Genomic DNA, 22534 nt, shown 5'->3' on the forward strand with positions numbered 1-22534 from the left:
ATTATGTTTTCGCTTTTTCAGTATAAGAAGCAGGGTAAAACCCCTGTTATTCGTCAGCATGAATTTACCGAATGTGGTCTGGCCTGCCTGGCGATGGTGATGGGGCATTACGAGCACCATGTCTCTGTAAGCCAGCTACGCCGGGAGATCTCGGTGTCTGCCGACGCGGGCACCTCGATGGCGGAATTGATGACCCTTGCCAGCGATAAAAATATGACGGGCCGGGTGTTAAAAGGCGAAATCACTGAAATAGAAACCTCGGAGCTGCCGCTTATCGCCTTCTGGCGCGGGAACCATTTTGTGGTCATCGTGAAGGTCGACAGCCGCAGCGTTACCGTCCACGACCCTGCGAGCGGCGTACGTCGTTATCGCCTTAAGGAAGCGGAAAAACTCTTCTCCGGCTATGTTCTGGAGCTAAAACCCACCCCGCGTTTTGAAAAGAAAACGCCGGACGACACGCTGACCCTCGGGCGGCTGGCGAATAAATCCCCGAGCCTGTTCCAGCGCCAGCTGCTGCTGTTCGTGCTCTCTATTTTTACCCTCATCACCATGCTGGCCAGCCCCACCTACGTGCAGCTGATTATGGATGAGGCGATTGCCCGCAGCGACAGTGACCTGGTGATCCTGCTCACCGCCATCTTTGCGATCGTCTTTATTTTTGAAGTGATAGGCAAATTCCTCAAGCAGCTGCTTGAGATCCTGATGCGCAACATCGCCTATGACGACCTGAGCCAGTCCGTGCGCCACTATATGCTGCGCACCCAGACCAGCTGGTTCCGCTCGCGTCCGCCGGGCATCGTACTGGCGATTGAGAAATCGCTCCACGCCTGCGCGGAGTTCATCAGCAATGGCTATGTACAAATCCTTTTTTCCTGCCTGATCGCCTTCACCAGCCTGCTGTTTATGCTGCTGTATAACGTGAAGATTGCGGTGCTGACCCTGCTGCTGATGGGCGTCTTCTTCCTGATCCGCTTTTCACTGATTGGCCCGTATCAGCGCGCCGTGGATGATTCCATTGAACGCACCGCGCAGTATGAATCCCTGCTGGTGGAGACCCAGAAAGGCATCATTACGCTTAAAGCAAACAATATGGAGCAGGCGCGGGATGCGGTGATGGATAAATCCCAGCGCGAGCATATCGCCGGCCTGATGCGCAAAGAGCGGCTGCTGGCCCGCTTTGACGTGGCCTCGCTGCTGGTGATCAATGCCGAACAGCTGCTGGTGGTCTGCTTTGGCGCGTGGCTGATTCTGGAAGGGCAGATGAGCATCGGGATGCTGTACGCCTACATCAGCTATAAACGCTATTTTTCCGACGCAATGGTGCAGGTGGCGCAAAAGCTGCTGGACAAAAACGCCCTTAAGGGGCCGCTGGATCGCGTAGGCGACCTGCTGTTTGCCCCCTCGGAAGCCAGCCAGTTCGGCAAACGCATCGTCACCTCGCCGGTGAGCCTGGCGTTTGAGGACGTTTCGTTTGCTTATCCAGGACGCGAGGCCACGCTTAAACACATCAACATGACCCTGAAGCAGGGCGAAGAGGCGGTGATTGTCGGTCAGAGCGGTTCCGGCAAAACCACGCTGCTGCGGCTGATCTCCGGCATGCTGCTGGCGACGTCGGGTTCGTTGCGGATCAATGCGATCCCCATTCACGAGTGCGATCTCTCCTCGCTGCGCCAGCAGATCCGCATCGTCCATGCGGACGATATTCTCTTTACCGGATCGATTCTGGACAACATTGCCTGCTTCGACAGCGCCCCGGATAAAGAGCGGGTTATCGAGGCCTGTCGGCTGGCGGAAGTCGATAGCGTGGTGGCACGTCTGCCGCACGGCTATGAAACGCAGCTGCTGCCGGGGAATACCTTTTTCTCCGCGGGAGAGATGCAGCGTCTGGTACTGGCGCGCGCGCTGTACAGCCAGCCGAAGCTGCTGCTGTGCGATGAAGTGACCGCCAACCTCGATAAAACCACCGCGCAGAAGGTGCTGGCAAACCTGCGAAGCCTGGGGATCGGGCTGGTGTTTGTCACCCACTCGCCTGACGTGGTCGGCTGTGAGGGGCGGTGCTACACCATGGAAAACGGCACCCTGCGGGAGAGTGAGCCATGATGTTGCTTCCGCGGATCTACGCCCATCTTTGTGCCCGTCAGGTCGGGCGCACGCCGCTGGGAAGCCGGATTACGCAAAACTACAGCCAGTTTATGCGCTGCGCAGAGAGCGATGTCCCGGCCGAATTCCTGCGCGAGAACGCCCGCGAGCTGAGCGGATTCGGCTTCGTGGAGCAGGTTTTCCCGCCCGCGCTCTGGCGGCGTAACGTGCGCTTCGATCTGCATCCGCGCGTGGCGGCGTTTACCCGTGAGCAGGACTTCTACGCCTCACAACGCACGCTGCTGCTGGGGATGCGCTGGGCGGGGTTTGGGCTGGTGATGGACGCGCTGTTATCCACCGCGCCGGACGATGTGCGCTTTCAGTGCATCAGCCACTATCCCGCGCTGCACAAGCTGATGGCCGCGCATGAGGCGCGTCGCGCCGGGTCCTTCTTTGCCCGCCAGCGTCTGGTAACGGTGCTGATGATGGACGAGCGCCTGCCGGGCGCGCCGCTGTTTATGGCCCGGGCGGGCGATCAGGCGGCGTGGCTTACGGATGTCTCAACGCGGTTTCTGACGCGATACGGCTACAGCATTCGTACCTTGCTGCCCACGGGGTCGCTCCATTCCCCGGCGTTTGGACTGGAGAGCCAGCGCTATGCGCCAGCGGATTACCGCCAGGCCGCGACCGCCACGCTGAATGCGCTGCACAGCACCCCCACGCTCTGGAGTGCGTGGGACGATCTTTCAGTGATTTATCATGGATGACATGTTGTGAAATTAAAAAACCGTAGCCGACAGCGTCGGGCGCTGATCCCGAACCACTTTTCAAAGAGTTACCAGATTAACGCCCCCCGGTTAAAGGCCGTGCTGGCGCTGTTTATCTCCTTTTTTCTCTGCTTGCTGATTTTTTCCGTGGTGTTTAATTTTTCCGAAACCACGCTGGCGCGCGGGGTGCTGATCCCCGCGCAGGGCGATGTTGAAGTGCGGGCCAGAGAGTCCGGCACCATCGTCGATTTCGCGGTGCGTCCGGGCGATTACGTGAAGGAAAACGACCCGCTGTTTACGGTATCGCAGGACTATGGCGGTAAGCAGGGGTCGGTGGTGCAGTTCGACCGCCAGCAGATGGAGGCCGAGAAAAAGCGCAGTGAACAGCGTATTCAGGCCATTGATGACTCTATCGCCTCATACCGTAAGAATCTGGCGCAGCAGCTGAATATCACCGACCGGCAGATCGCCGTGTCGCGGGACAAGGTCAAGAAGCTGCGCGCGCTGCTGAAAAACAGCACGGATACCTACAACGCGTGGAAAGCCATCTCCGGGAAGGGGTATGTGTCGAAGGTTGACCTCGATAAAAGCCATAACGATGTGCTCAACGCCCAGCTGAACCTGACGCTGGAGGAGAGCACCATTCTCGATCTGGAGGCGCGGAAAACCAGCCTGTCGGACAGCACGCAGTCGCAAATCGACTCCCTGAGCGAAGAGCAGCTGTACGTGAAAAACCGCATCAGTGAAATTGACCGCAATCTCTCCAGCCGGGGCAGTTCGACCATGTCGATGCTGGCTCCCGCCGAGGGGTACGTTGTGGCCATCAATTTCCCGCCCGGACGCGCTATTACGCAAAACAGCGAGGTGGTGGTGGTGATCCGCAAAAACACCACCGCGACGATGGAGGGGTATCTCTACGTCCCGGCGACGGGCGTTGGCCGGGTGGCGAAAGGGGACAAGGTCAAACTGCGCTTCGACTCCTGGCCAGTGGATAAATATGGCTCGGTTGACGCCACGCTGTCCGATTTCTATGAGGTTAATATCGACGCCCATTCGGCGCTGATCCCGCTCCAGGAAGGGCAGAACTACTATCTCGCGAAGGTGCGCGTTCCTTCGTGGTTTAGCGACCCGGACAAGAAAAAACGGCTGCTGATGGGCGGAATGACCGTTAACGCGGATATCGTTATCGACCGCAAGCCGCTTATTAATTTACTTATCGCCCCGCTTGAAAGGGTGAGGAAGCGGTTTATTGATTGACCCGATTTCATCGATCATTGCCCGATAACCCACATCGTTACGCGCGGCATCTGGCTATCCTCCTTATCACACACACCGGAGGATAGCCCATGAATATTACCCATATTCGCAATGCCACCCAGCTGATTACCTACGCCGGGAAACGCTTTTTAATCGATCCGATGCTGGCACCTAAAGGCGCTTACCCGGGCTTTCCGGGGACCGCCCGCGCGGAACTGCGCAACCCGATGGTAGAACTTCCCGTGGACGTGAAGACGCTGCTGGAGGCCGACGCGGTGATCGTGACCCATACGCATGACGATCACTGGGATCGCGAAGCTATTGCGCTGATCCCCAAAGATAAACCCATCTTTGTTCAGAACGAGCACGACGCCGCGCTGTTGCGCTCGCAGGGATTCACCCACCTGACGGTGATGACTAATGAGACGGCTTTTGGTGATATCCGCATCGCCAAAACCCACGGCGGCCAGCACGGTACCGATCGCGCTTACGCCGTGCCCGAGCTGGCTGATCGGCTGGGAGAAGCCTGCGGCGTAGTGTTCCGCCATGCTGATGAAAAAACGCTTTATCTCGCCGGGGATACGATATGGCGCGAAGACGTGGCGGCGGATCTGCTGCACCATCAGCCGGATGTGGTGATACTTAACGCCGGGTATGCGCACGTTATTGGTTTTGGACCGATTATTATGGGCGAGCAGGATGTGCTGAACGTGCATTTCCTGCTCCCGCAGGCGAAGCTTATGGCGGTCCATATGGAAGCGATTAATCACTGCCTGCTGACCCGCCGCGCGCTGCGGGAATATGCCGAAGCCAACCAGTTTAGCGATGCGCTGAGCATTCCACAGGACGGCGAAACCGTTATATTCTGAGCCTCACTGAGGGTAGGAGAGACAGATGCCGCTTACACACGTCGCGATTGTTGCAGTGGACGGGTTTAGCCCGTTCCACTACGCCGTTCCCTGCATTCTGTTTGGCGATACGGTCTCGGGTGAAACGCGTTTTAAGGTCACGATATGCGCCGAAAAGCCGGGCTTATTGACCTCGAAGGACGGTTTCGCGCTGAATGCGACGCAGGATTTTTCAGCCATTGGGCAAGCCGATATCGTCGTCGTGCCCTACTGGCAGCATGTTCTGGAGCGCCCGCCTCAGGCCTTGCTCGATAGCCTGGTGCAGGCAAAAAAGAGGGGCGCGGCGATTGTCGGCCTGTGTCTGGGGGCATTTGTGCTGGGCTATGCGGGGATCCTCGACGGCAAACGCGCCGCCACGCACTGGGAATTTGAACGCCAGTTCCAGTCGTTATTCCCGAAGGTGCAGCTGGATATCAACGCGCTTTATGTTGATGACGACCACATCATTACCTCGGCGGGTACCGCCGCGGCGCTGGACTGCTGCCTGTATATTATCCGCCAGCGCTTTGGCAGCGTGGTCGCTAACCAGATTGCGCGACGGATGATTGTGCCACCGCACCGCGAAGGCGGGCAGGCGCAATTTATTGCCCAGCCTGTGCCCAAAGATACCCGCGACGCGCGGATTAACTGCCTGATCGACTATCTACAGCAGCACATCGCGCAACCGCATAATCTCGATTCTCTGGCGGCGATCGTCTCTATGAGCCGTCGTACCCTGACCCGCCATTTCACCCACGCAACGGGCATGAGCGTCGCCGACTGGCTCAGCGCCGAGCGCCTGCGGCGCAGCCAGATTTTACTGGAATCGGGCAATCTGCCGATTGAGAGCGTGGCTGCGGAGGTTGGGTTTGCGTCGGCGGTCACCTATCGCCAGCAGTTTAAGGCGCGCTTTGGCGTCAGCCCCATGGAGTGGCGCAAAACGTTCCGCACGCGTGCGTAACGCGCTATCCCAGCCGTTCCATCCTCGTTTCACCGTCCGCCATTGACAGCTGATACAGCGAAAACGAGCGCTGTTTTTCAATCAGGTTCGCCAGCTCCGGCGAGTGGCTGGTCAGCCAGATCTGCGAGTAGCGGCTGGCCTCGGCAATCAGGCTCGCCAGCGCGGGCAGCATCTGCGGATGCAGGCTGTTTTCCGGTTCGTTGAGAACGATAAATGCGGGCGGGCGCGGGCTTAACAGCGCCACGGCCAGACAGAGAAAACGCAGCGTGCCGTCGGAAAACTCGGTCGGCTCCAGCGGCCTGCTTAAGCCCTCACGCTGCATCATCATGCGGAAACGGCCATCCGTGTTATCGCTGTAAAACACGCAGCCGGGAAAGGCCTGATCGAGGATGCGCATCAGGAGCAGTTCATCGCCAATCTCCACAATGGTCTGGAACGCCGCGGCCAGGTTTGCCCCGTCGCTGGCCAGCACCGGCGAGCGGAAACCGACCTGCGGGGCGCGGATGGCCGAGCCGGACGAGACCGAAAATTCATGGTAAAAGCGCCAGTTGCGCAGGGATTCACGCATCTGTGACACTTCCGGGTACAGGTGCGGCTCACCGAGCTGGCCAAAGACCGATTCGTTCTCGTACAGCGTACCGCTGTGGGTCACTTTCTCGTGGTGCACGTTGTTCAGAAACACCGTCTGGTTTTTGCGCTGCATCAGCCGCGCCGATGGGCGGCGATGCTGATCGCTCAGCCAGATTGTCTCTTCTTTGATAACCGGATCGAGCTGGAACTGCGAGGGGTAAGGCAGCCGCTCAACAAAACCGACCTGAAGTTCATACTCATAGGTTTCGGTTTCTACCGCCAGGTTCATCCGCCGCAGCTGGTCGGTGCTGGTTTTACCCGCCCAGAACACCTTCAGAATGCCCCCTTCGTTCGCCAGCGCCTGCGAGAACTGCCCTTGCGCCGCGCTGTGCATCAGGTGGATCGCCTTATAGATGTTTGACTTGCCGGTGCCATTCGGCCCGAAAACGATGTTGAGCTGTTCAAGCTCCAGCGACATCCGGCGAATGGAGCGATAGTTTTCGATATGCAGCGTTTTGATCATCTGGCAGTCCCGATTTGCGGATAAAGACCTGTATATAATGCCAGTATTTTTACGTGAAATGCAAAAAAAGACGACAGTGAGGTGTCGTCTAAACGGGGTACTGCTTTGGGCCTCTATGGGTCAATTTGGGCCCTTGCATACTGCCTTAGGTCACGGCGAGACGGAGACCCAGATCGTCCGGATAGGGGTCAAAATAGTTTTGCGTTTGCAGATAGCGGTCCGGGTATTCCGCCATATAGTGCTTCAGCAGCGTAAGCGGGGCGAGGATAGGCAACAGCCCGTCTCGGTAGTGGAGGATCACGTCGCGTAACTCCCCGCGCTGGCGGCTGTTGAGCTGGTTGCGGAAATAGCCCTGAATATGCATCAGCACGTTGGTATGGTTTTTACGCGAGGCCGGCTTCTTCAGAATGGCCATCAGCTTGCTGCGGTATTCGACGAAGAACGCCTCAAGATCGTCCCACTGATGCAGCGACGCCACGAACGGCCCGATCTCGCGATAGCCTGCCTGATGGTGCGCCAGCAGCTGGAGCTTATAGCGGCTGTGAAAATCAAGCAGCGCCCGGCGCGTCAGGCCGTTGGCCCGCAGGGTGTTCAGTTCGTGAAGGGCAAACAGGCGCTCGACAAAATTTTCCCGCAGAACGGGATCGTGCAGGCGGCCATCTTCTTCGACCGGCAGCCACGGGTAGGTTTCAAGGAGGGCGGCGGTGAACAGCCCGACGCCCTCCTTGCGGCCCCGATTGCCGTTTTCATCATACAGGCGCACGCGCTCCATACCGCAGCTTGGCGATTTGGCGCAGACGATAAACCCGGCGAGATCGCCGATTTTTGGCAGATATTGTGCCGTAAAGTCGGCCATTTTCTGCGTAACGTCTTCATGCGGTGCTTTGCTGAAACGCATTTGCGTCTCGCCTGCAGGGGTTATCGTCAGGCGCAAGGCCGGGCGAGGCGTCGGCAGGCCGATGCCCATTTCAGGACATACCGGCCTGAAATTCACCCACTGGGCCAGCTCATCCATGACAAAGCCCATACGCTTATGCCCGCCGTCGAAACGCACGGCGGAACCGGTCAAGCATCCGCTAATTCCCAGTACAGGTTTTGTCGTCATGGTGTAAGCCTCCAGAATCTCTTCTTTAAAACTTACACAACATGACTGATTTGTCCAAGTATTGGCACGATTATTTTTACTAATCGTTGTAAATCAACGCGGTTTAGCTGCCCTTGTAAGTGGAGTAACCGTACTGGCTAAGCAACAGCGGGATGTGCAGCTTTTCGTTCGTGCGGGTCACGGTAAACAGCACCGGAATTTCCGGGAAGAAGGTGTCCAGCTTTTTGCCCTGGAAATAGTCCGCGGTTTTAAACGTCACTTTGTAGACGCCAGGCTGCATGTCCTGACCCTGCGGATAGAGTGATTTGATGCGGCCATCCTGGTCGGTTTTACCGCTGGCAAGCGGGGTCCATTTATCCTGCTGCTGTTTTTCGAGCGTGACGGTGACACCCGGCGGTGGGGTGCCGGTTTGCTGGTCGAGCACGTGCACGCTCAGGGTGCCCATCGGGGCGCTAAAGGCAACGGGCACAAAGGCCAGCGAGGCGAGGATCAGCAGCGGGGTTGTTTTTTTCATCACGTTTTCCTGTTGTTGTGGTTAGGTCACAGGAAAACGTTAGCACTCCAGAGGCGGGAAAATATTCAACTTTTCGTGACAATTCCCACCGCAGAAAATGTTTAGAGGATAATCACCTCAAGGGAAACCTGCTGCTGCCACTGCTCAAGCTGCTTTTTGCGGGCAGCGTTGAGCTTTCCGCTGGTGACCAGAAGCCATTTGCGGTCCGGGAAAATCTCCGGCGCCAGCGCAGCAGGTGGAAAGGGCAGGACGTCGATGCGGTGGCCCTGCCCGGTGCGGGCTAAGGCCTCGAGCCAGACTTCGCACGGATCGTTGAGGTGCCAGCCGCTGAGCAGGAAATTATCGCCGGGCGCTTTTTTATCGCCCTCCAGGCAAAACGAGGTGTAGGCGATGATAATACCGTCGAGGATTTCTCGCAGGGTCATGGCCGCAGGCACGTTGGCCGACATCTGGCTGCGCAGCGGGCGTAAGACGTTGGCAACCAGGTCGGGCCGGGGATATTCCCGACCGGCGTCGTAAATCGCCTGGCGCAGGGATTCAATTTTTCCCGCTTTCAGGCGCTCCAGCAGGGTTTGCTGCAGCGTTTGCCAGTTGTTGGTACGACGCGGGGCAGGACGCTCCAGCAGGGATTTCACCTGACCGATAGGGACGCCTTTTTTGACCCAGTCGAGGATGATTAACGCCTGCCGGACATCGTCTTCGCTGTACAGGCGATGCCCGCCCTCGGTGCGCTGCGGCTTGAGTAAACCATAGCGGCGCTGCCACGCGCGAAGCGTAGTGGCGGTGATCCCGCTGAGTCTGGCGAATTCGCCGATGGAGTAAGCCATGTCCGTGCCCGCAGAGAAAGAATATTCCCAATATACTACGAATTCTTCCCGATGGGATGAAGCGCCCGAGCGGTGCACTACACTTTAACTTCCAACCGCGCAAATGAAAGGAATTCTCATGAAGCTATGGCCTGTTGTAACCGGTGTCGCCATTGCCCTGACTCTGGTTGCCTGTAAATCCCCAACGCCGCCGAAAGGCGTGCAGCCAATTTCCGGCTTTGATGCCAGCCGTTATCTGGGCAAGTGGTACGAAGTGGCCCGCCTGGAAAACCGCTTTGAGCGCGGGCTGGAGCAGGTAACTGCCACGTACGGCGAACGCAGCGACGGCGGCATTAGCGTGCTAAACCGCGGCTACGATCCGGTGAAGAAAAAATGGAATGAGAGCGAAGGTAAAGCCTACTTTACCGGCGAGCCGACCACGGCCGCGCTCAAGGTCTCGTTCTTCGGCCCGTTCTACGGCGGGTATAACGTCATCAAGCTGGACGACAAGTACCAGTACGCGCTGGTCAGCGGCCCGAACCGCGACTATCTGTGGATCCTGTCCCGCACGCCAACCATCCCGGATGCGGTGAAACAGGATTACCTGAACACCGCACGTGGTCTGGGCTTTAACGTCGACCGGCTGGTCTGGGTGAAGCACTAACCGTTACTGGTACGAAAACGTGATGCTCGCCAGCGCATTTGCGGTGCCGGGCACCAGTTCGCCCGTGCGGATGTAGTGCGCCTGAAACGGCAGCGACAGCGTTTGTGCCGAGGTGAGCGTCTGGACAGCGAACTGGTTAGTGGTGCCCGCGCCGGAGCTGTCTGGCCCCATCATCAGCGGCCCGGTGCCGTTGTAGAAGAATTGCACGCCCACGCCTGAGGCCGTGGAGTCACCGGTTAAGGTGACAACGGACGAGGTGTTTGAGGGCGTGGTCTGATCGGTCATCACCGCGTGAACCGCCACGTTTGCATCGCAGGTCAGGCCAATGTTAAAGGTGCCTGATGGCGACGTGCTGCCTACGGTGGGCAGCGTGCGGATATCAATTGTCCCCAGATTGACGTTCGCGCTTTTGGTTTCTACCGTGCAGCCGCTGGCGGTAACCGTGATGGTGGTGGGGCTGATAATCACCTGCGCGGTTTTGGTTTCGTTGTTGTAGGCGGTCAGGACCGCGGCGTTGATGGTCGGGATTTGATATACGCCGGATTTCAGCGCCGTGCCGGTTTTGATAAAGGTGACTTTTGCCGACCAGCCTAAATCAGCGGCGTAGCCGTTGGTGCCATCTGCAGGATAGCTTTGGGTGATCCCGGTTTGCAGCGGGACGTAACTGGAGCCGTTAAAATCTTTCAGCCCGATGATATAGCCCACGCCGGGCACGCCGGTTTCGAAAATGGTGTAGTTCACCCCATCGACGGTGACCGTCATGCCGCTTGAGATGGCGCTGCTGCTCGGTTCCAGGGTGCCTTTCGAGCAGGTAAATACCCACCCACACCAGAACACCTGCTGAACGTCTGCGGTCGCGCTCCAGGTTGAGCCGATAATATTTCCCGGTACCACCGAATCTGCGGGGCCGCTGTAGGTCATCGGCTGGGGAGAGAGCGTGATATCTGATTTCCATTCCATCGCGAGAACGGGGGTGCAGGTCAGTAACCAGCCGATCAGCACAAAAATACGCATTATTGATACTCCGTAGTCCAGGTCGCCACTGCCGACACCTCGCCGGCACTGACGGGCGCGCCGGTGGCCGCCAGCCGCGCATAAAAGGTCATGTTGACGCTGTCATCACCCGCCGCGCCGTAGGCGGTTGTTTGGGTGTTCAGCGGGATCAGGGCGCTCTCGTTATCGAGAATTTGTACCGCCACGCCGGTAGCACCACCCTGCGCAATTTTGATGAGCTGGGGGTCGTCATCGTCCGGCGTTCCGCTGAAGCGAATTTTCACCCCCGCAAAGGTAGGGCCGCACTCTTCAAGCGTCAGCGTGAAGGGTGCTTTGATATTGCTGACCGCGCCCGCTTTACTGAACTGCTTGATGCCAATGGTGCCCAGCGGCACGTTTTTCTCGAGTGAATCCGCCGCGACAACGCAGGTGTTGCCGATCAAATTCCCGGTGACGGAAACCAGCACGTCGTAACCGCGAACGGGAACCGTAAACGCCATCAGCAGGGCGATGCTGGCAAGACGAAAGGCTACTGGCATACCACCTCCTGTGAATAAAGGCCGGTGCGCGCGTTGTAATTCTGCGCGTCTAACCGGTAATGGATGGTGCAACGCTGGCCGCTGCCGCGCCCCCATTCCGCCCGCAAGGTACCCTCTGGCGTCAGCCCGGAGAGATAAAGGCTGCCGCCATCCCCGACGATACCGCTGACGTTTTCATCGTCCAGCGATACCAGCGTGCCGAAAGGCAGCACGTCATTGCGGTGGCGCACGATGAACATCGCTTTTGCCCCCCGGCGGGTGGTGAGGGTTGCGCGTACCAGCGCGCCGTCGGTGGGGGTTTTATTGACGATGGCGTTTTCCAGCTCCACGTCATTGCCCACGGTGGTGACGTCCAGCGCCACCTGATTCACCCGATACGGCGTGGCGTAGGGGATCACCGCGTAGCCCCGGCTGTCGGTTTTGATGCCTTTGTGGTTAAGCACGGCGACATCGCTGGCACCCGGCGCTTTCACCAGAATGTTGGTGTTGCCCAGCGGCTGGCTTAGCGTCAGACCATCTTCATGCAACACAGCGCCACCGCTCATGCCGTAGCTGAGGTTGCGCGAATTTTTCGCATAGGCGTAGCCGAGGTGGTAATCCCCCCGCTGGCCTTCGTACTGGAGCGCCGCATCGCCGCCGTATTTCTGCTGCGTGCCGTAGCGCTGGTTCACGCTGTAAAACAGGTTTTCCTGACCCGGCATATAACCGCTGACGCCCGTGCTGGTGGTGGTGCCGCCAGACCCCGCCTGCGTGGTGGTGACGCGGGCGCGGGTCGCCAGCGTCGGATTACCAAACGGCAGGGACAGGGACACCGCCATCAGCGTGTCTTTTTGATTGTCATACAGGCTGGTGCTGCGCTGCAGGCTCACGCCGAGCGAGACGTTGCGAAACGTGGCGTTCCATGCCAGCTGCAGGCTCTGCGTCGTTTTCGGCGTGTTCCAGTACGTCTGCTGATCCCACGACAGCGACAGCGCGCCGTACTCTCCCATCGGCTGCGACAGCAGCAGCTGGTTCTTCGCTTTGCGTGACATATGCAGGTTGTAGACGGTGTCATAGTGGGTGGTTAGGGTGCCGTCATCTTCCACGACCTGCCGGGCAGTGCCGCCCGCCATACCTTTGTAGGTGGTATCGCTCAGGGTATAGAACCCCTGCGTCGAGTAGCGCAGCGAGAAGAAGTTGATGCGCGTGCCCATCTCATTCAGCAGCTTGCTGTAGCGCAGGCGCACCGAATCGCCGGTGTAGGTTTTGTTGTCAGCCAGCTGGCTGCGGGCATGCGTGATATCGGCGGACCAGGCCCCAAAACGGCCAAGGTTCTGCCCGGCACCGAGCGCCAGGCCGGTGTAACGATCGGAAAACTGCGCGCCGCCGTAGAAGGTCAGCCCGTACTGCCAGCCGTAGAACAGCTCGCCCTGCGCAAAGGTCGGCGCATCCTGATTGCCGGTCGGGCGATATTTTCCCGCGCCGAAGGCATATTTCATCTGCCCGTTGCGCACCAGGTTTGGCACGCTGGCAAAGGGCAGGGTGTACTGCGTAATGCTGCCGTCGCTCTCCTGAACGGTGACCGCCAGATCGCCGCCCGACGAGGTGGGATAGAGATCTTTCAGCACAAACGCCCCCGGCGTGACGGACGTTTGATAAATGATGTTGCCGTTCTGGCGCACCGTGACGGTAGCGTTGCTGCGGGCGATACCGCGCACTTCGGGCGCGTAGCCGCTCAGGCTGGCGGGCAGCATGTTGTCATCGGTTTTCAGAGCAATACCGCGAACGCCCACGGAATCAAACACCTGCGCCGACGTATAGGTTTCGCCCGCATAAAACTGGGCGCGCAGGGCGGGAATATCCCGCTGCAGCCAGGTTTGTACGTGGGTCAGCTCGTTAGCGTCTTTGGTCCAGGTGGTGAAATCACGCAGCCGCCACGCGCCAAGGTTGACGCCGCTGTTGAGGCTGACGAAAAGCTGGCTGTCGCGCGTGCGCGTCTCGCCCTGATACTCATTGTTTGAGCCATTCAGCACATAGTTCAGCCATGCGGCAGTGATCCCCGGCTCCCAGCTTTCCGGGCTGACGTAGCCGCGCGGCAGGTTGCGCATCATGCTCTGCGGTACGGTAAAGCTCAGGGTCAGCGTCTTCTGATCATAGTCAACGTGGCTGCCCGGAAAAACGCTCTGCAAAACAATGCAGCGCTGCGCGAGCGGCAATGCGCCGCCCTTCGCCTGATGAGGGTCGATACCCAGGGCGTCAATTTGCTGCGGCGTGACGCAGGGCTGCGCATCGCCGGCCCCTTGTTCATCCGCACGGAAGGCCACGTCGCCGGTGAAGGCGTAGGCATTATTGATGTAGACGTTAAGGTTGTACTCCCCCGGCGGCAGCGCGCTCCCGGCATTGACCCAGGCGAGATCGGCGCTGTTCGCGCTCTCGCCGTTGAGAAACGCGGGGTTAAATTGCAGCTCACTTTCGACAGCCATGGCTTGCCGAATGACCAGGGACATCGCCATGGCGCACAAGGTTTTTATTTTCACGTGGTCACGCCCTCGGGATGCTGATTAAGGGGACAACGACGAGCGGGTCACGGGCGTCCATGCTCCGTAATCGTTAATGGTCTGGTAGCTCACGCTATTTGCATGGCTAAAGCTTTCCGCCAGCGTCACGCTCCCCTTCGGAGGCAGCATGACCGGCTTAACCGGCTTGCCGTCCACCTTCACATTGATGGTGGTGAGGTAGTACGGCGTAGGGTTCGTCAGGGTGACCTGGCCCGCGCGGAAACTGCCGCGGAGGGATTTCCACGCTTCGCCCGCGCCTTCCCTAAGCCCGTCCGGGCGGTAGAAAATTTTGATGCGGTTGGCCGAGGCAAACTGCAGGGAGTTGCCCGAGCTGTTTTTCATCTGCTGCGGGATCGCTTTTACCGTTATCCAGTAGAGCGTTTCGCGATCCTGAGGCAGGGATTTGCCGTTAAACATGATTTTCACCACGCTCTCGCTGGCCGGTTTTAACACGTACAGCGGTGGCGTAATGACGAAGTCATGGCTGCGTTCGCCGTTTTCACTTTCTATCCAGGACTGGATCAGGAAGGTGGCATCGGGATGGGTGTTTCTCACCTGCAGCATGGACTGTGTGGTGGAGCTGGAGTAGACCATTCGCGTTGCGCCAAGCCCGACGCCACCTGCATGGGCGGCCGTTGCACATAACGAACCTGCCAGACAAATCCATGGTAATACGCGCATAGTGTTTCTCCTTAAAACGGTGTCAGGCCCGGCCCGCAGACCGGGCCTGATGATTACGAATAGGTCACGGTGTAGGTTGCCGTTGCGCTGGCATCGCCCGCGGTGGCATGACCTTCCGGGGAGATGTACTTCGCGCTGAAGTTCAGGACGTTAGGGCCGGCACGCAGGGGCACCGCGGCGGCTGCCTCTCCCAGACGCACGATGTTGCCTTTTTCGTCATACAGACGGATCGCAACGTTCTGAGCCGAGTCAGCGCTGCCGTTTGACCCGACGGCCAGGCTGTGGGCATCGGCGCTGTCCGGCGTGCCGGTAAAGGTCACGGCGATGGTGGTTGCGGCAATCGGGTTCGCCTCCGTGGAAGCAGAGGTATCCGCGATTTCGCAATCCTCCAGGGTGATGGAGAAGGCTTTTGCCGTGCTGGCCTCGCTGCCCGCCGCCGCCAGGGTTGCGGTACGGACTTCACCCATGTCGACGTCAATGTTGGCGCTACCCGCGCTGATGGCGCAGGCGGAGGTCACGACGCTACCGTTAAAGTTAACCGTACCGCCGCTGGTGCCAACGGCCAGGGCATTGCCCGCTGGCAGTAAGGCCATAGCAGCGATTGCCAGCACTGTTTTTTTTGTGAATTGAGCTTTCATTGTCTTGATTCCATTGTGTTGTTATTACGAGATTTGCTCTGAAGTTGGCAGGTCTAACTGGTTAAAAAGACCAGCAAATCTGTCTTGTTCCTGAGCCCAAGTTTTTTTATCGCTGAGCTTTTTAACGCGCTGACACGACGGTAAGAAAGCTTCTCCATTTCGGCGATGTAGCGCATATCCAGACCTTTACGCAGCTCCTTCAATACCCTCCATTCACCCGGCGTCAGCGATAACGCCGTTGATCTCTGTTTTGGCCGATAGCGGTTATCGACCAACCGCATTAAATTAGTTCGCCAGTGATAAAGCGGATCCTGAAGCGACATATAAGCGTCTATATCTCCTCTGACCCACAGCATGGAGTTCGCGGGGGCGGAATAAAGACAAATCACTGTTTCCGGATGCTCGGCTTTAATTCTTTTCAAATAGCGTAAGTAATCGTATCCCGTATGGTATTTATCAGCCCCGGACATAAAGAGAATATCTATGCGGGTTGTGGCTAACATCGCATTAAGCTGCTGATAATCTTCCGTCGATATTTTTACCTGCACCTTTGAGTTAATCTTCATTAATAAAGCGGTAATGCCCTGGCGTGCATAATGATCGCCACCCATCAACGCAATATGAATCGGTCTTTTTATATAGGGTTCATTCGCCATGTTATTCCCTCGATTTATAATTGTAATGAGGCGAACCAGTAGGTTGATATCGGCCTGTACTTTCGAAGCAATCACGTTGTGCTGTGTAGGGCTAGTATAAGTCGGCCAAAAAAGAGGTAACCTGAATTAATCTAAATTTATATTAATCTTTAAGATTGATAATGGTAACGCCGTTTTCCTCTTACTGGTTCTGTGCTGCGTGTTGTTTCAATTAATCATACCTGCGCTTTTTCATGCTACTTACGCTTTGATAAATGTTTTGTAAGCCTTTTGTCTGCTCATGTAAGAGCAGGCGGTGGCTTGCTGACAATGAATAACAAATGGCGGGAATTTATCCTGGTTTAAACGAATGCTCTGGCAGGGTGAGCGCGAAATTTGTACTTCTAACTTATTGATATTGAGCATGGTTCACAAAATATCAGACGTGTCTCTGTTGAATGATTCAGACACGCATGTCCATTGCGTACAATTTGGTTGTTTGTCTATTTTTGTCAATGTCAAGATGGCGTGTTAACGCTATTTCAACGCGGCCGTGCTCGCCCGGCAAAAGGCGGTTTGTGAGAAGTTTCTGAGGCATTAACGCCACTTCACAAAAAATGAGAGAGAATCAATAAAGGCCCCGGGAAGCCCGTCAGCAGGCGCTTTAACGCAAATGGCGAACTTCTCTCGCTTCAGTGAAGTTAAAGAGAAAATAAGAAATTAAGAATTTTCGCTACTTGCTAAGATATACAGCGTTAATTTTATCAGTCACATTGATTTGGACGTGAAGGGAGAACTTTTTCTTTATGTAAACAAGAAAAAGATAACATCATGAGAGTGTTTCAGGAGGACCGTCGCTGACCCTATGCACAAGCACTACATAATAAATAATATTGTTGAGTTTCATCCTGCAGCCAGCACGCTTCGCGACATCAACAATCCGGATCGTGTTGTCGTGCTGAATTCGCCTGCGGGCCGTTGCCTGTTGTTATTAATTGAAAGAGCCGGGTCGATTGTCACCCAGCAGGATTTTCTCGATATTGTCTGGCAACGCCGCGGTATGCTGGTTTCGCCGAATACTTATTACCAAAATATCTCGATTCTGCGCAAAGGGCTGAAGAAAATTGGTTTTGACGTCGATCCTATCGTCACCATCCCCCGCATCGGCTTAACGCTGGCAAGCGACACGCAGATTGTGATTAAAGAGCCGGCCACGCCCGCGCCGGAAATGGCGGTGCAGGTGCAGGATACCGCCGACTTGCGCCTTAATGAGGAGCCTGGCGAGAACGCACTGCCCGAACGGGACAGCCGCCTTGCTCGTGCTCGCTGGCTGGCTGGGATGTTAATGGTCCTGCTGGTATTGCTGGTGAGTGTGGGCATCATCGGCCATAGCAACGCGCGTGAAAACCGCTTTATTGAGGATTATCATTTTGCCACCACCATAGGGGCCTGCCAGGTGTGGCTGGCAAATGGCATCCAGACGCAGAGTGAACGTGTCAAAGCGCTGGCCTATGTCGATCAGTTTAAAGCCGAATGTGCAGACTACCCGTGGATCTATATCAGCTGGTATGAATTGTTACCGCGCGCTTCCGTTATTCGCTGTGACAAGCCGATGAAAGAGCCTAACCGCTGCATCTCTGATTATTTTATTGAGGACCGCTAGCATGACCCGTCATCGTCAAATGCTCTCACTGCTGGCTCTCTTATTTATCGCCGCCGCCGTGGTGCTGGGCTATTTTTTGTGGCAGCGATACGCCATAAAACCCTTTTCCTGTCAGGCTAACCTGGTACAGCACCATAAGGACGAGAAGGTGTCGCTCTGGCTGAATTACCGGTTTGACGGCAAAAGCGGCACGCTCAGTATGAACGGCAGACTGAAAAGCGAACCCGGCTCGATTATCGACCGGAAAATATCCTTCCGCGTGGCGCGGAAAGACAATGTCTGGTTACTGACGTCTGAAAATAATTTGACGTTCCCGGGAGATAACGTCGGGGATCGCCTGCTGGAGAAATACGAACCGCAATTTTTTGTTTATCCCGGGAAAAGTATTTATATCCGCATTAATGAACAACAGAATGATAACTATATTTTTACCTTAGGAACATTACCGACATATGTATGTCGAAGTACCAAAAATGAATAATTTTGAAAAGATTATGCAATAAAAACCTTTATTCTCATTTATGCTTTATTTAGTATCTAAGAATTACCTTAGAAAAATAAAAGCAACCGTTGTGTTGCAATAATGTAATTACTCTAAATTTGGCAAGTTAATGAAAATGATAGTTGAACCGTCCGGGGGCAGTATCGCTGCGCCCACTACACGGCTGCATATCGGGTTGCTGCTGTGGCCCCGGTTTTCGCTGCTGGCGTTATCCGGATTGATGGAGGCGCTGCGGAATGCGGCAAAGCGTGAGAAGACACGTGCTTTTGACATTACGCTCATCAGCGAGCACCCCGATATCCCGCTGTGCAGCAATGTGGGGGTGAGCATCAGACCCGATGCAGCGCATGCCCCGCCTGAGCATTTTAATTATGTCGCGGTGATTGGAGGGGGCCTGAAGTATCTGGCGCAAGGATACCCGGGAGACAGAGAGTATCTTGCGCATGCGCATCACATGAACGTCCCGCTGATTGGCATCGGCACCGGCAGTTTTGTGCTGGCGCAGGAAGGGTTACTGAACGAGCGGCGAGCCTCCATTCATCCTTTCCACCTTGAGATATTCCAGCACGCTTTTCCGCAGGTTTATGCAGAGCAGGGTTATGATTTTATTAATGAAGGGGATGTCCTGACCTGCCCGGGTGGTATTTCAACCATTACCCTGGCCACCGAGCTGATTCGGCTTCATGCCGGAAATGACACGGCGAAGACCGCCGCTCAGCAACTCTCCCTTGCCCCGCTTGAGAATGTCACTCCCCGACCAGCCAGCCTTGCCCTCATTCCTGATTCGCGTTTGCGTCGCGTGGTGCTGCTCATTGAACAGTACCTCACCCGGCCCCTTACCCCTGCGGGGCTTGCCAGCGAGGTGGCGCTTAGCGAGCGGCAGCTCAATCGCCTGTTTCATGCCGAGTTTGGTAAAACGACTCGAGAGTTCATCCGCAGTGCCCGTCTTCGTTATGCCTGCTGGCTGCTAAAAAATTCGCAGCAGAGCGTAACGGACATTGGCCTGCGGATGGGCTTTAGCGACTGCGCGCACTTTATCCGCCATTTTCAGACGGAGTATGGCTGCACGCCGGGCGTCTGGCGCACGTCGCAGGGTTATGAGCACATGTAGTTGAAAGGACCTGGCGGGCAGGGACGCAGTACGCCGTCAACGGTGTCGTTTTTGAAGGTGTACATCCCGCCGAAGAACGGATCGACAATCAGCCAGCCGGGCACGCCCAGGAATATCACGTTCCCCAGGGTGTACCAGTGGCTCAGGCGGGTATCCAGCGGCACGATAAGCGAGTAGTAGCCGTCCTGTTTGAGCGTGAGCGTGTACTCGCGTTTGCCAAAGTAGCTGCCGTCCGACTTCGTAAGGGTGACGGTCTGCGGCGTGGTGCCGGTTTTGACTATCGCACCGCGTTGATCGGCGATGATAAAGAACGCGTTCGTCGGCTGGCTGTTGATGGTCACGGTTTCTTCGTTATCGCCGACAATGGCGGCGCAGCCGCTCAGCAAAAGCGGGAGAAGCAGCAGCAGGGTAAGTTTTTTCATTGATATCGCTCCGGTGTCTTATCCGAGCAAAGCGACACCGTGCGGGTGAAAGTTAAACGCGTGAAGGATGCACTTGAAATAACGGGGCTATCCGAACAGAATCCCGTCATGAAAATAGAAACCGCCGTCCCTTCACAATTTGAACGTCTCACCGCGATCTGGGAATCCGCCGTTCGCGCCACTCACCATTTCTTGCAGGAAAGCGATATTGCGGCACTGCGGCCGTTATTGCTCAACACCTATCTGCCTGGCCTGACGGTTGTCATCGCGCGTGATGATGCGGGCATAATTCACGGCTTTTTAGGCGTCGATGAACACCGGATTGAAATGCTGTTTGTCGACGACGCCAGCCGGGGAAAAGGCGTGGGGAAACTATTGCTGAAATACGCCATCGCAGAATTTGGCGTAAACGAAGTGGACGTGAATGAGCAAAACCCGCTGGGCGTGGCGTTTTACCGGCATATGGGGTTTGAGCAGGTGGGGCGCTCAGAACTGGACGGGCAGGGGAATGCGTTTCCGTTGCTGCATATGCGGCTGGGTGCGCAGGCTTAACTCCCTCTCCCACGGGAGGAGGGAGTCTGCGAACTAATTACTGGTAATTTGCCCGATGATGACGCCACGCACTTTTTCGCCGTTAAAGTAATAAGTGACGGTATTACTTTTGATGAACTCCTCCTGTACAGGCGTCTCCTGATAGAAAAGCATCGCTTTCTTTTTGGCGATCTCTTTCATGCCGGACAATTTGACCAGATCCTCATGCGTTGCATTCAACAATGGAACATTAGCGACTGAAACGCTGACATGTTCCGTTGTTTTCGCACACTCTTTATGAATGTTATCCTTAGCTATAGCCAGAGCAGTGAGTAAACCTGCACCCATTTCGTTATCAGAAATAAACCAGTAAGTAGTGCCACTGTCGTCATGAAGGCAAACCCAGCGCGCGGAATCGTCTTTGTTGATGGGTGTGCTGGAGATGTCTGTCAAATGCGTAACCTCCATTTTCAAGGTTTTCTTACCGACAGTGATGGTAGGGGTGAGGGGCAATTTGCTTGAAATTTCCGTCAGTGAGTCGTCTTCGTTGTAATACTGGGTCCCGAAGCCAGTCATTTCAGATGCTGAAACGTGCGAACTGATTGCAACAGATAATAATAAGCGCTTCATTTGACAACCAATACTGTATCGTTGCTTTTCCAGATACTCCTTCTGGCTCTCAGAGGAGCAATGATACAGCCCTCTGAAGAGTCATCAGGGTGCAAACTGCTTTTACCATGAATTTTAAAGGAGTCCCTGCCACACATATCATTTGTCGAGTAGGGCGTAAGGCTGAGAGTATATTTACCAGTGTGGGCAGAATTATGAGGGGACCCAATTGTGTAGGTCCCTCTTGGCAGAGGTCCGCTGTTTTTTACACATTCTTGTGATGGGTCGTTTTTATAACCACTAGCTCCTGCGTAATCAGCATCAAATTGATAGACACCGTCCAAATAAAATTTATGCTCTTTTACATCATATTCCCAGGACATACTTTCTCCTTAAGCGCGTTCTTTCCAGGTGTCAGAGTGAATGATGTTTCCATCCATGTAATGCCATGTGATTTTTTCATATGTCAGATCTACATATTCATAATGTGTATAGCGTTCGTTTTGCGGATGTTTAATGTCAAACATCACAGGTTCAATTTGCACTACCCTTACGTTTTCTAAAGTTGTCTTAAAGTATGCCTCTTCAAGTCCGTTATAGTTGATCCTGTAAAATATAAATTTTGCTTTTTTTAGTGTTTGCCCAGTGCTCAAGGCGTTGTATAGATAAGAGGATGACGTATCAATTTCTTTCATGAATGCATAGGTACTACAAATACGTTTTGCTGTGATTTTTCCGGAAGACTTATCTATAGGTTGTTCGATGGAGTGCATCAATTCAATCACTTCTATTGAACCTTCACGATCTTTTATATCGACAGATCCATTAATTCTCCGGCCTGCATCGTCCTCAAGCCATAAGTAAACAGGTATAGCCATCTCAGTCTCCTTTTATGGAGTGAAGGAAATTACTCTTCATAAGTGCTTTAAATTGTGACTTACATTTCAAAATAGAAATGCTAATAAAATTCTGGCTGATTAAATAGAACTTTATGGTCCAGGTTTATAGATGATGTGAATGGATTTTTATAATGAATAAGGTTGATTTATTTCTATTCTTCCATCAAAAGAACTATGTGGCGTTGAATAAACCTGGTAGCGGTGGCCCGTGCAGGCAAAATGTAGTTTACTCAGGATGGTCTGGAAGAACTGTGTGGTTTCTTTGAGCGACGGCTGATAGTCAGCGGCTAGCACAAAAATCTCCCTAGTGAAGTGTATTGCAATTGTCCTTCCGCTGGCCTTCTTGCTGAACTTGTAAGTAAGCCTTACAAGTTGCTTTTTGTTCAAGCTCACCTTCTTGGTAAATAGCTCTAATATGCTGAGTAATGGCTTGAGGAGTGACTTGATAAAGAGCTGCTATGGCTGCTTGCGATAGCCAGAGCGTTTCATTCTCAAAGCGACATGTGATGCGAACCGTACCGTCCTCACTGGCAAACATAACAAATTCATCCGCCGGGGATTGGATTACGTTTTTATCTGCCATGTCGCTTCCTTCTTTTTATCGATTAACCCTACCTGCCTGTAGTATGCCAGAAACGACC

24 protein-coding genes and 1 pseudogene are annotated in these 22534 nt (G+C 55.2%); 10 read left to right on the forward strand and 15 right to left on the reverse strand.

Annotated features, from left to right (window positions below):
- Positions 1-3: 3 nt before the first annotated feature.
- From FFS28_RS15440 to FFS28_RS15460, 5 genes are all read left to right on the forward strand, one after another.
- Positions 4-2100: a peptidase domain-containing ABC transporter gene (locus tag FFS28_RS15440; RefSeq protein WP_058609933.1), complete on the forward strand. Its 2097-nt coding sequence runs from the start codon at positions 4-6 to the stop codon at positions 2098-2100.
- Positions 2097-2846 carry a hypothetical protein gene (locus tag FFS28_RS15445; RefSeq protein ID WP_006177669.1) on the forward strand — a complete coding sequence of 250 codons (750 nt, stop codon included), beginning with the start codon at positions 2097-2099 and terminating at the stop codon, positions 2844-2846. The genes FFS28_RS15440 and FFS28_RS15445 overlap by 4 nt, the downstream gene beginning before the upstream one ends.
- 6 nt (positions 2847-2852) lie before the next feature.
- The gene (locus tag FFS28_RS15450; protein ID WP_088208968.1) at positions 2853-4103 is read left to right on the forward strand and encodes an HlyD family secretion protein; all 1251 of its coding nucleotides are present in this window, start codon (positions 2853-2855) and stop codon (positions 4101-4103) included.
- A gap of 89 nt (positions 4104-4192) precedes the next feature.
- On the forward strand, positions 4193-4972 hold the full coding sequence (locus tag FFS28_RS15455; RefSeq protein WP_137903400.1) for an MBL fold metallo-hydrolase: 780 nt from the start codon (positions 4193-4195) through the stop codon (positions 4970-4972).
- A 25-nt stretch (positions 4973-4997) separates the two neighbouring features.
- A complete protein-coding gene (locus tag FFS28_RS15460; RefSeq protein WP_006177672.1) occupies positions 4998-5951 on the forward strand; it encodes a GlxA family transcriptional regulator in 954 nt (317 codons plus the stop codon).
- 4 nt (positions 5952-5955) lie between these two features.
- Here FFS28_RS15460 and FFS28_RS15465 read toward each other — a convergent pair whose 3' ends face one another.
- From FFS28_RS15465 to FFS28_RS15480, 4 genes are all read right to left on the reverse strand, one after another.
- Positions 5956-7044, reverse strand: a complete 1089-nt coding sequence (locus FFS28_RS15465; protein WP_137903401.1) for an AAA family ATPase — start codon at positions 7042-7044, stop codon at positions 5956-5958.
- Between the two features lie 145 nt (positions 7045-7189).
- Positions 7190-8149: a YbgA family protein gene (locus FFS28_RS15470; protein WP_006177674.1), complete on the reverse strand. Its 960-nt coding sequence runs from the start codon at positions 8147-8149 to the stop codon at positions 7190-7192.
- A gap of 103 nt (positions 8150-8252) precedes the next feature.
- Positions 8253-8663 (reverse strand): hydroxyisourate hydrolase, encoded by a 411-nt coding sequence (gene uraH / locus FFS28_RS15475; protein WP_137903402.1) that lies wholly within the window; start codon positions 8661-8663, stop codon positions 8253-8255.
- Positions 8664-8764: 101 nt separating this feature from the next.
- The gene (locus FFS28_RS15480) at positions 8765-9490 is read right to left on the reverse strand and encodes a MerR family transcriptional regulator (RefSeq protein ID WP_006177676.1); all 726 of its coding nucleotides are present in this window, start codon (positions 9488-9490) and stop codon (positions 8765-8767) included.
- Positions 9491-9608: 118 nt separating this feature from the next.
- On the opposite strand from FFS28_RS15480, the gene FFS28_RS15485 reads away from it, so the two are divergent.
- Entirely contained in the window at positions 9609-10133 is a 525-nt protein-coding gene (locus FFS28_RS15485) for a lipocalin family protein (protein ID WP_137903403.1), read from the forward strand.
- A 3-nt stretch (positions 10134-10136) separates the two neighbouring features.
- On the opposite strand, the gene FFS28_RS15490 is transcribed toward FFS28_RS15485, so the two are convergent.
- Genes FFS28_RS15490 through FFS28_RS15515 form a run of 6 tightly spaced genes read right to left on the reverse strand, consistent with a single transcriptional unit; the run spans position 10137 to position 16177 of the window.
- Entirely contained in the window at positions 10137-11147 is a 1011-nt protein-coding gene (locus FFS28_RS15490; RefSeq protein ID WP_137903404.1) for a fimbrial protein, read from the reverse strand.
- Positions 11147-11665, reverse strand: coding sequence for a fimbrial protein (locus tag FFS28_RS15495; RefSeq protein ID WP_006177680.1), 519 nt, complete (start codon positions 11663-11665; stop codon positions 11147-11149). Before FFS28_RS15495 ends, FFS28_RS15490 begins: the two co-directional genes overlap by 1 nt.
- Positions 11656-14181 (reverse strand): fimbria/pilus outer membrane usher protein, encoded by a 2526-nt coding sequence (locus tag FFS28_RS15500; protein ID WP_137903405.1) that lies wholly within the window; start codon positions 14179-14181, stop codon positions 11656-11658. The genes FFS28_RS15495 and FFS28_RS15500 overlap by 10 nt, the downstream gene beginning before the upstream one ends.
- A 24-nt stretch (positions 14182-14205) precedes the next feature.
- Positions 14206-14883 (reverse strand): fimbrial biogenesis chaperone, encoded by a 678-nt coding sequence (locus FFS28_RS15505; RefSeq protein WP_101736756.1) that lies wholly within the window; start codon positions 14881-14883, stop codon positions 14206-14208.
- Positions 14884-14936: 53 nt separating this feature from the next.
- Positions 14937-15521 carry a fimbrial protein gene (locus FFS28_RS15510; RefSeq protein ID WP_137903406.1) on the reverse strand — a complete coding sequence of 195 codons (585 nt, stop codon included), beginning with the start codon at positions 15519-15521 and terminating at the stop codon, positions 14937-14939.
- A 53-nt stretch (positions 15522-15574) separates the two neighbouring features.
- Complete coding sequence (locus FFS28_RS15515; RefSeq protein WP_137903407.1) at positions 15575-16177, reverse strand: LuxR C-terminal-related transcriptional regulator; 603 nt, start codon at positions 16175-16177, stop codon at positions 15575-15577.
- Positions 16178-17021: 844 nt separating this feature from the next.
- Here FFS28_RS15515 and FFS28_RS15520 point away from each other — a divergent pair.
- The 3 genes from FFS28_RS15520 to FFS28_RS15530 all read left to right on the forward strand — a co-directional run bounded on the left by FFS28_RS15520 (position 17022) and on the right by FFS28_RS15530 (position 19432).
- On the forward strand, positions 17022-17819 hold the full coding sequence (locus FFS28_RS15520) for a winged helix-turn-helix domain-containing protein (protein ID WP_137903408.1): 798 nt from the start codon (positions 17022-17024) through the stop codon (positions 17817-17819).
- Between the two features lie 19 nt (positions 17820-17838).
- Complete coding sequence (locus tag FFS28_RS15525) at positions 17839-18300, forward strand: YqeJ family protein (RefSeq protein ID WP_249357440.1); 462 nt, start codon at positions 17839-17841, stop codon at positions 18298-18300.
- A gap of 130 nt (positions 18301-18430) precedes the next feature.
- A complete protein-coding gene (locus tag FFS28_RS15530; protein ID WP_137903410.1) occupies positions 18431-19432 on the forward strand; it encodes a GlxA family transcriptional regulator in 1002 nt (333 codons plus the stop codon).
- Here the strand turns inward: FFS28_RS15530 and FFS28_RS15535 are convergent.
- Positions 19417-19854, reverse strand: coding sequence for a hypothetical protein (locus FFS28_RS15535; RefSeq protein ID WP_101736760.1), 438 nt, complete (start codon positions 19852-19854; stop codon positions 19417-19419). The genes FFS28_RS15530 and FFS28_RS15535 overlap by 16 nt on opposite strands.
- Positions 19855-19962: 108 nt before the next feature.
- On the opposite strand from FFS28_RS15535, the gene FFS28_RS15540 reads away from it, so the two are divergent.
- A complete protein-coding gene (locus FFS28_RS15540; RefSeq protein ID WP_137903411.1) occupies positions 19963-20406 on the forward strand; it encodes a GNAT family N-acetyltransferase in 444 nt (147 codons plus the stop codon).
- A gap of 33 nt (positions 20407-20439) precedes the next feature.
- Here the strand turns inward: FFS28_RS15540 and FFS28_RS15545 are convergent, their stop codons facing one another.
- The 4 genes and pseudogenes from FFS28_RS15545 to FFS28_RS15560 all read right to left on the reverse strand — a co-directional run.
- On the reverse strand, positions 20440-21015 hold the full coding sequence (locus FFS28_RS15545) for a hypothetical protein (protein WP_249357441.1): 576 nt from the start codon (positions 21013-21015) through the stop codon (positions 20440-20442).
- Entirely contained in the window at positions 21012-21377 is a 366-nt protein-coding gene (locus tag FFS28_RS15550; protein ID WP_137903412.1) for a tlde1 domain-containing protein, read from the reverse strand. Before FFS28_RS15550 ends, FFS28_RS15545 begins: the two co-directional genes overlap by 4 nt.
- A 9-nt stretch (positions 21378-21386) precedes the next feature.
- A complete protein-coding gene (gene tssD, locus FFS28_RS15555) occupies positions 21387-21872 on the reverse strand; it encodes a type VI secretion system tube protein TssD (protein WP_137903413.1) in 486 nt (161 codons plus the stop codon).
- A 222-nt stretch (positions 21873-22094) separates the two neighbouring features.
- Positions 22095-22476, reverse strand: a pseudogene (locus FFS28_RS15560) (virulence RhuM family protein); the annotation flags it as partial.
- Positions 22477-22534 lie beyond the last annotated feature (58 nt).

Origin of the sequence: Enterobacter sp. 2VL (assembly GCF_005503595.1) — a bacterium.
GTDB classification, from domain to species: Bacteria; Pseudomonadota; Gammaproteobacteria; order Enterobacterales; family Enterobacteriaceae; genus Enterobacter; species Enterobacter cancerogenus.

Coding starts and splice junctions, on each gene's coding strand:
- FFS28_RS15440 (WP_058609933.1), top strand. CDS start 4: ATGTTTTCGCTTTTTCAGTATAAGAAGCAGGGTAAAACCCCTGTTATT.
- FFS28_RS15445 (WP_006177669.1), top strand. CDS start 2,097: ATGATGTTGCTTCCGCGGATCTACGCCCATCTTTGTGCCCGTCAGGTC.
- FFS28_RS15455 (WP_137903400.1), top strand. CDS start 4,193: ATGAATATTACCCATATTCGCAATGCCACCCAGCTGATTACCTACGCC.
- FFS28_RS15460 (WP_006177672.1), top strand. CDS start 4,998: ATGCCGCTTACACACGTCGCGATTGTTGCAGTGGACGGGTTTAGCCCG.
- FFS28_RS15465 (WP_137903401.1), bottom strand. CDS start 7,044: ATGATCAAAACGCTGCATATCGAAAACTATCGCTCCATTCGCCGGATG.
- FFS28_RS15470 (WP_006177674.1), bottom strand. CDS start 8,149: ATGACGACAAAACCTGTACTGGGAATTAGCGGATGCTTGACCGGTTCC.
- uraH (WP_137903402.1), bottom strand. CDS start 8,663: ATGAAAAAAACAACCCCGCTGCTGATCCTCGCCTCGCTGGCCTTTGTG.
- FFS28_RS15480 (WP_006177676.1), bottom strand. CDS start 9,490: ATGGCTTACTCCATCGGCGAATTCGCCAGACTCAGCGGGATCACCGCC.
- FFS28_RS15485 (WP_137903403.1), top strand. CDS start 9,609: ATGAAGCTATGGCCTGTTGTAACCGGTGTCGCCATTGCCCTGACTCTG.
- FFS28_RS15490 (WP_137903404.1), bottom strand. CDS start 11,147: ATGCGTATTTTTGTGCTGATCGGCTGGTTACTGACCTGCACCCCCGTT.
- FFS28_RS15495 (WP_006177680.1), bottom strand. CDS start 11,665: ATGCCAGTAGCCTTTCGTCTTGCCAGCATCGCCCTGCTGATGGCGTTT.
- FFS28_RS15505 (WP_101736756.1), bottom strand. CDS start 14,883: ATGCGCGTATTACCATGGATTTGTCTGGCAGGTTCGTTATGTGCAACG.
- FFS28_RS15510 (WP_137903406.1), bottom strand. CDS start 15,521: ATGAAAGCTCAATTCACAAAAAAAACAGTGCTGGCAATCGCTGCTATG.
- FFS28_RS15515 (WP_137903407.1), bottom strand. CDS start 16,177: ATGGCGAATGAACCCTATATAAAAAGACCGATTCATATTGCGTTGATG.
- FFS28_RS15520 (WP_137903408.1), top strand. CDS start 17,022: ATGCACAAGCACTACATAATAAATAATATTGTTGAGTTTCATCCTGCA.
- FFS28_RS15525 (WP_249357440.1), top strand. CDS start 17,839: ATGCTCTCACTGCTGGCTCTCTTATTTATCGCCGCCGCCGTGGTGCTG.
- FFS28_RS15530 (WP_137903410.1), top strand. CDS start 18,431: ATGAAAATGATAGTTGAACCGTCCGGGGGCAGTATCGCTGCGCCCACT.
- FFS28_RS15535 (WP_101736760.1), bottom strand. CDS start 19,854: ATGAAAAAACTTACCCTGCTGCTGCTTCTCCCGCTTTTGCTGAGCGGC.
- FFS28_RS15540 (WP_137903411.1), top strand. CDS start 19,963: ATGAAAATAGAAACCGCCGTCCCTTCACAATTTGAACGTCTCACCGCG.
- FFS28_RS15545 (WP_249357441.1), bottom strand. CDS start 21,015: ATGAAGCGCTTATTATTATCTGTTGCAATCAGTTCGCACGTTTCAGCA.
- FFS28_RS15550 (WP_137903412.1), bottom strand. CDS start 21,377: ATGTCCTGGGAATATGATGTAAAAGAGCATAAATTTTATTTGGACGGT.
- tssD (WP_137903413.1), bottom strand. CDS start 21,872: ATGGCTATACCTGTTTACTTATGGCTTGAGGACGATGCAGGCCGGAGA.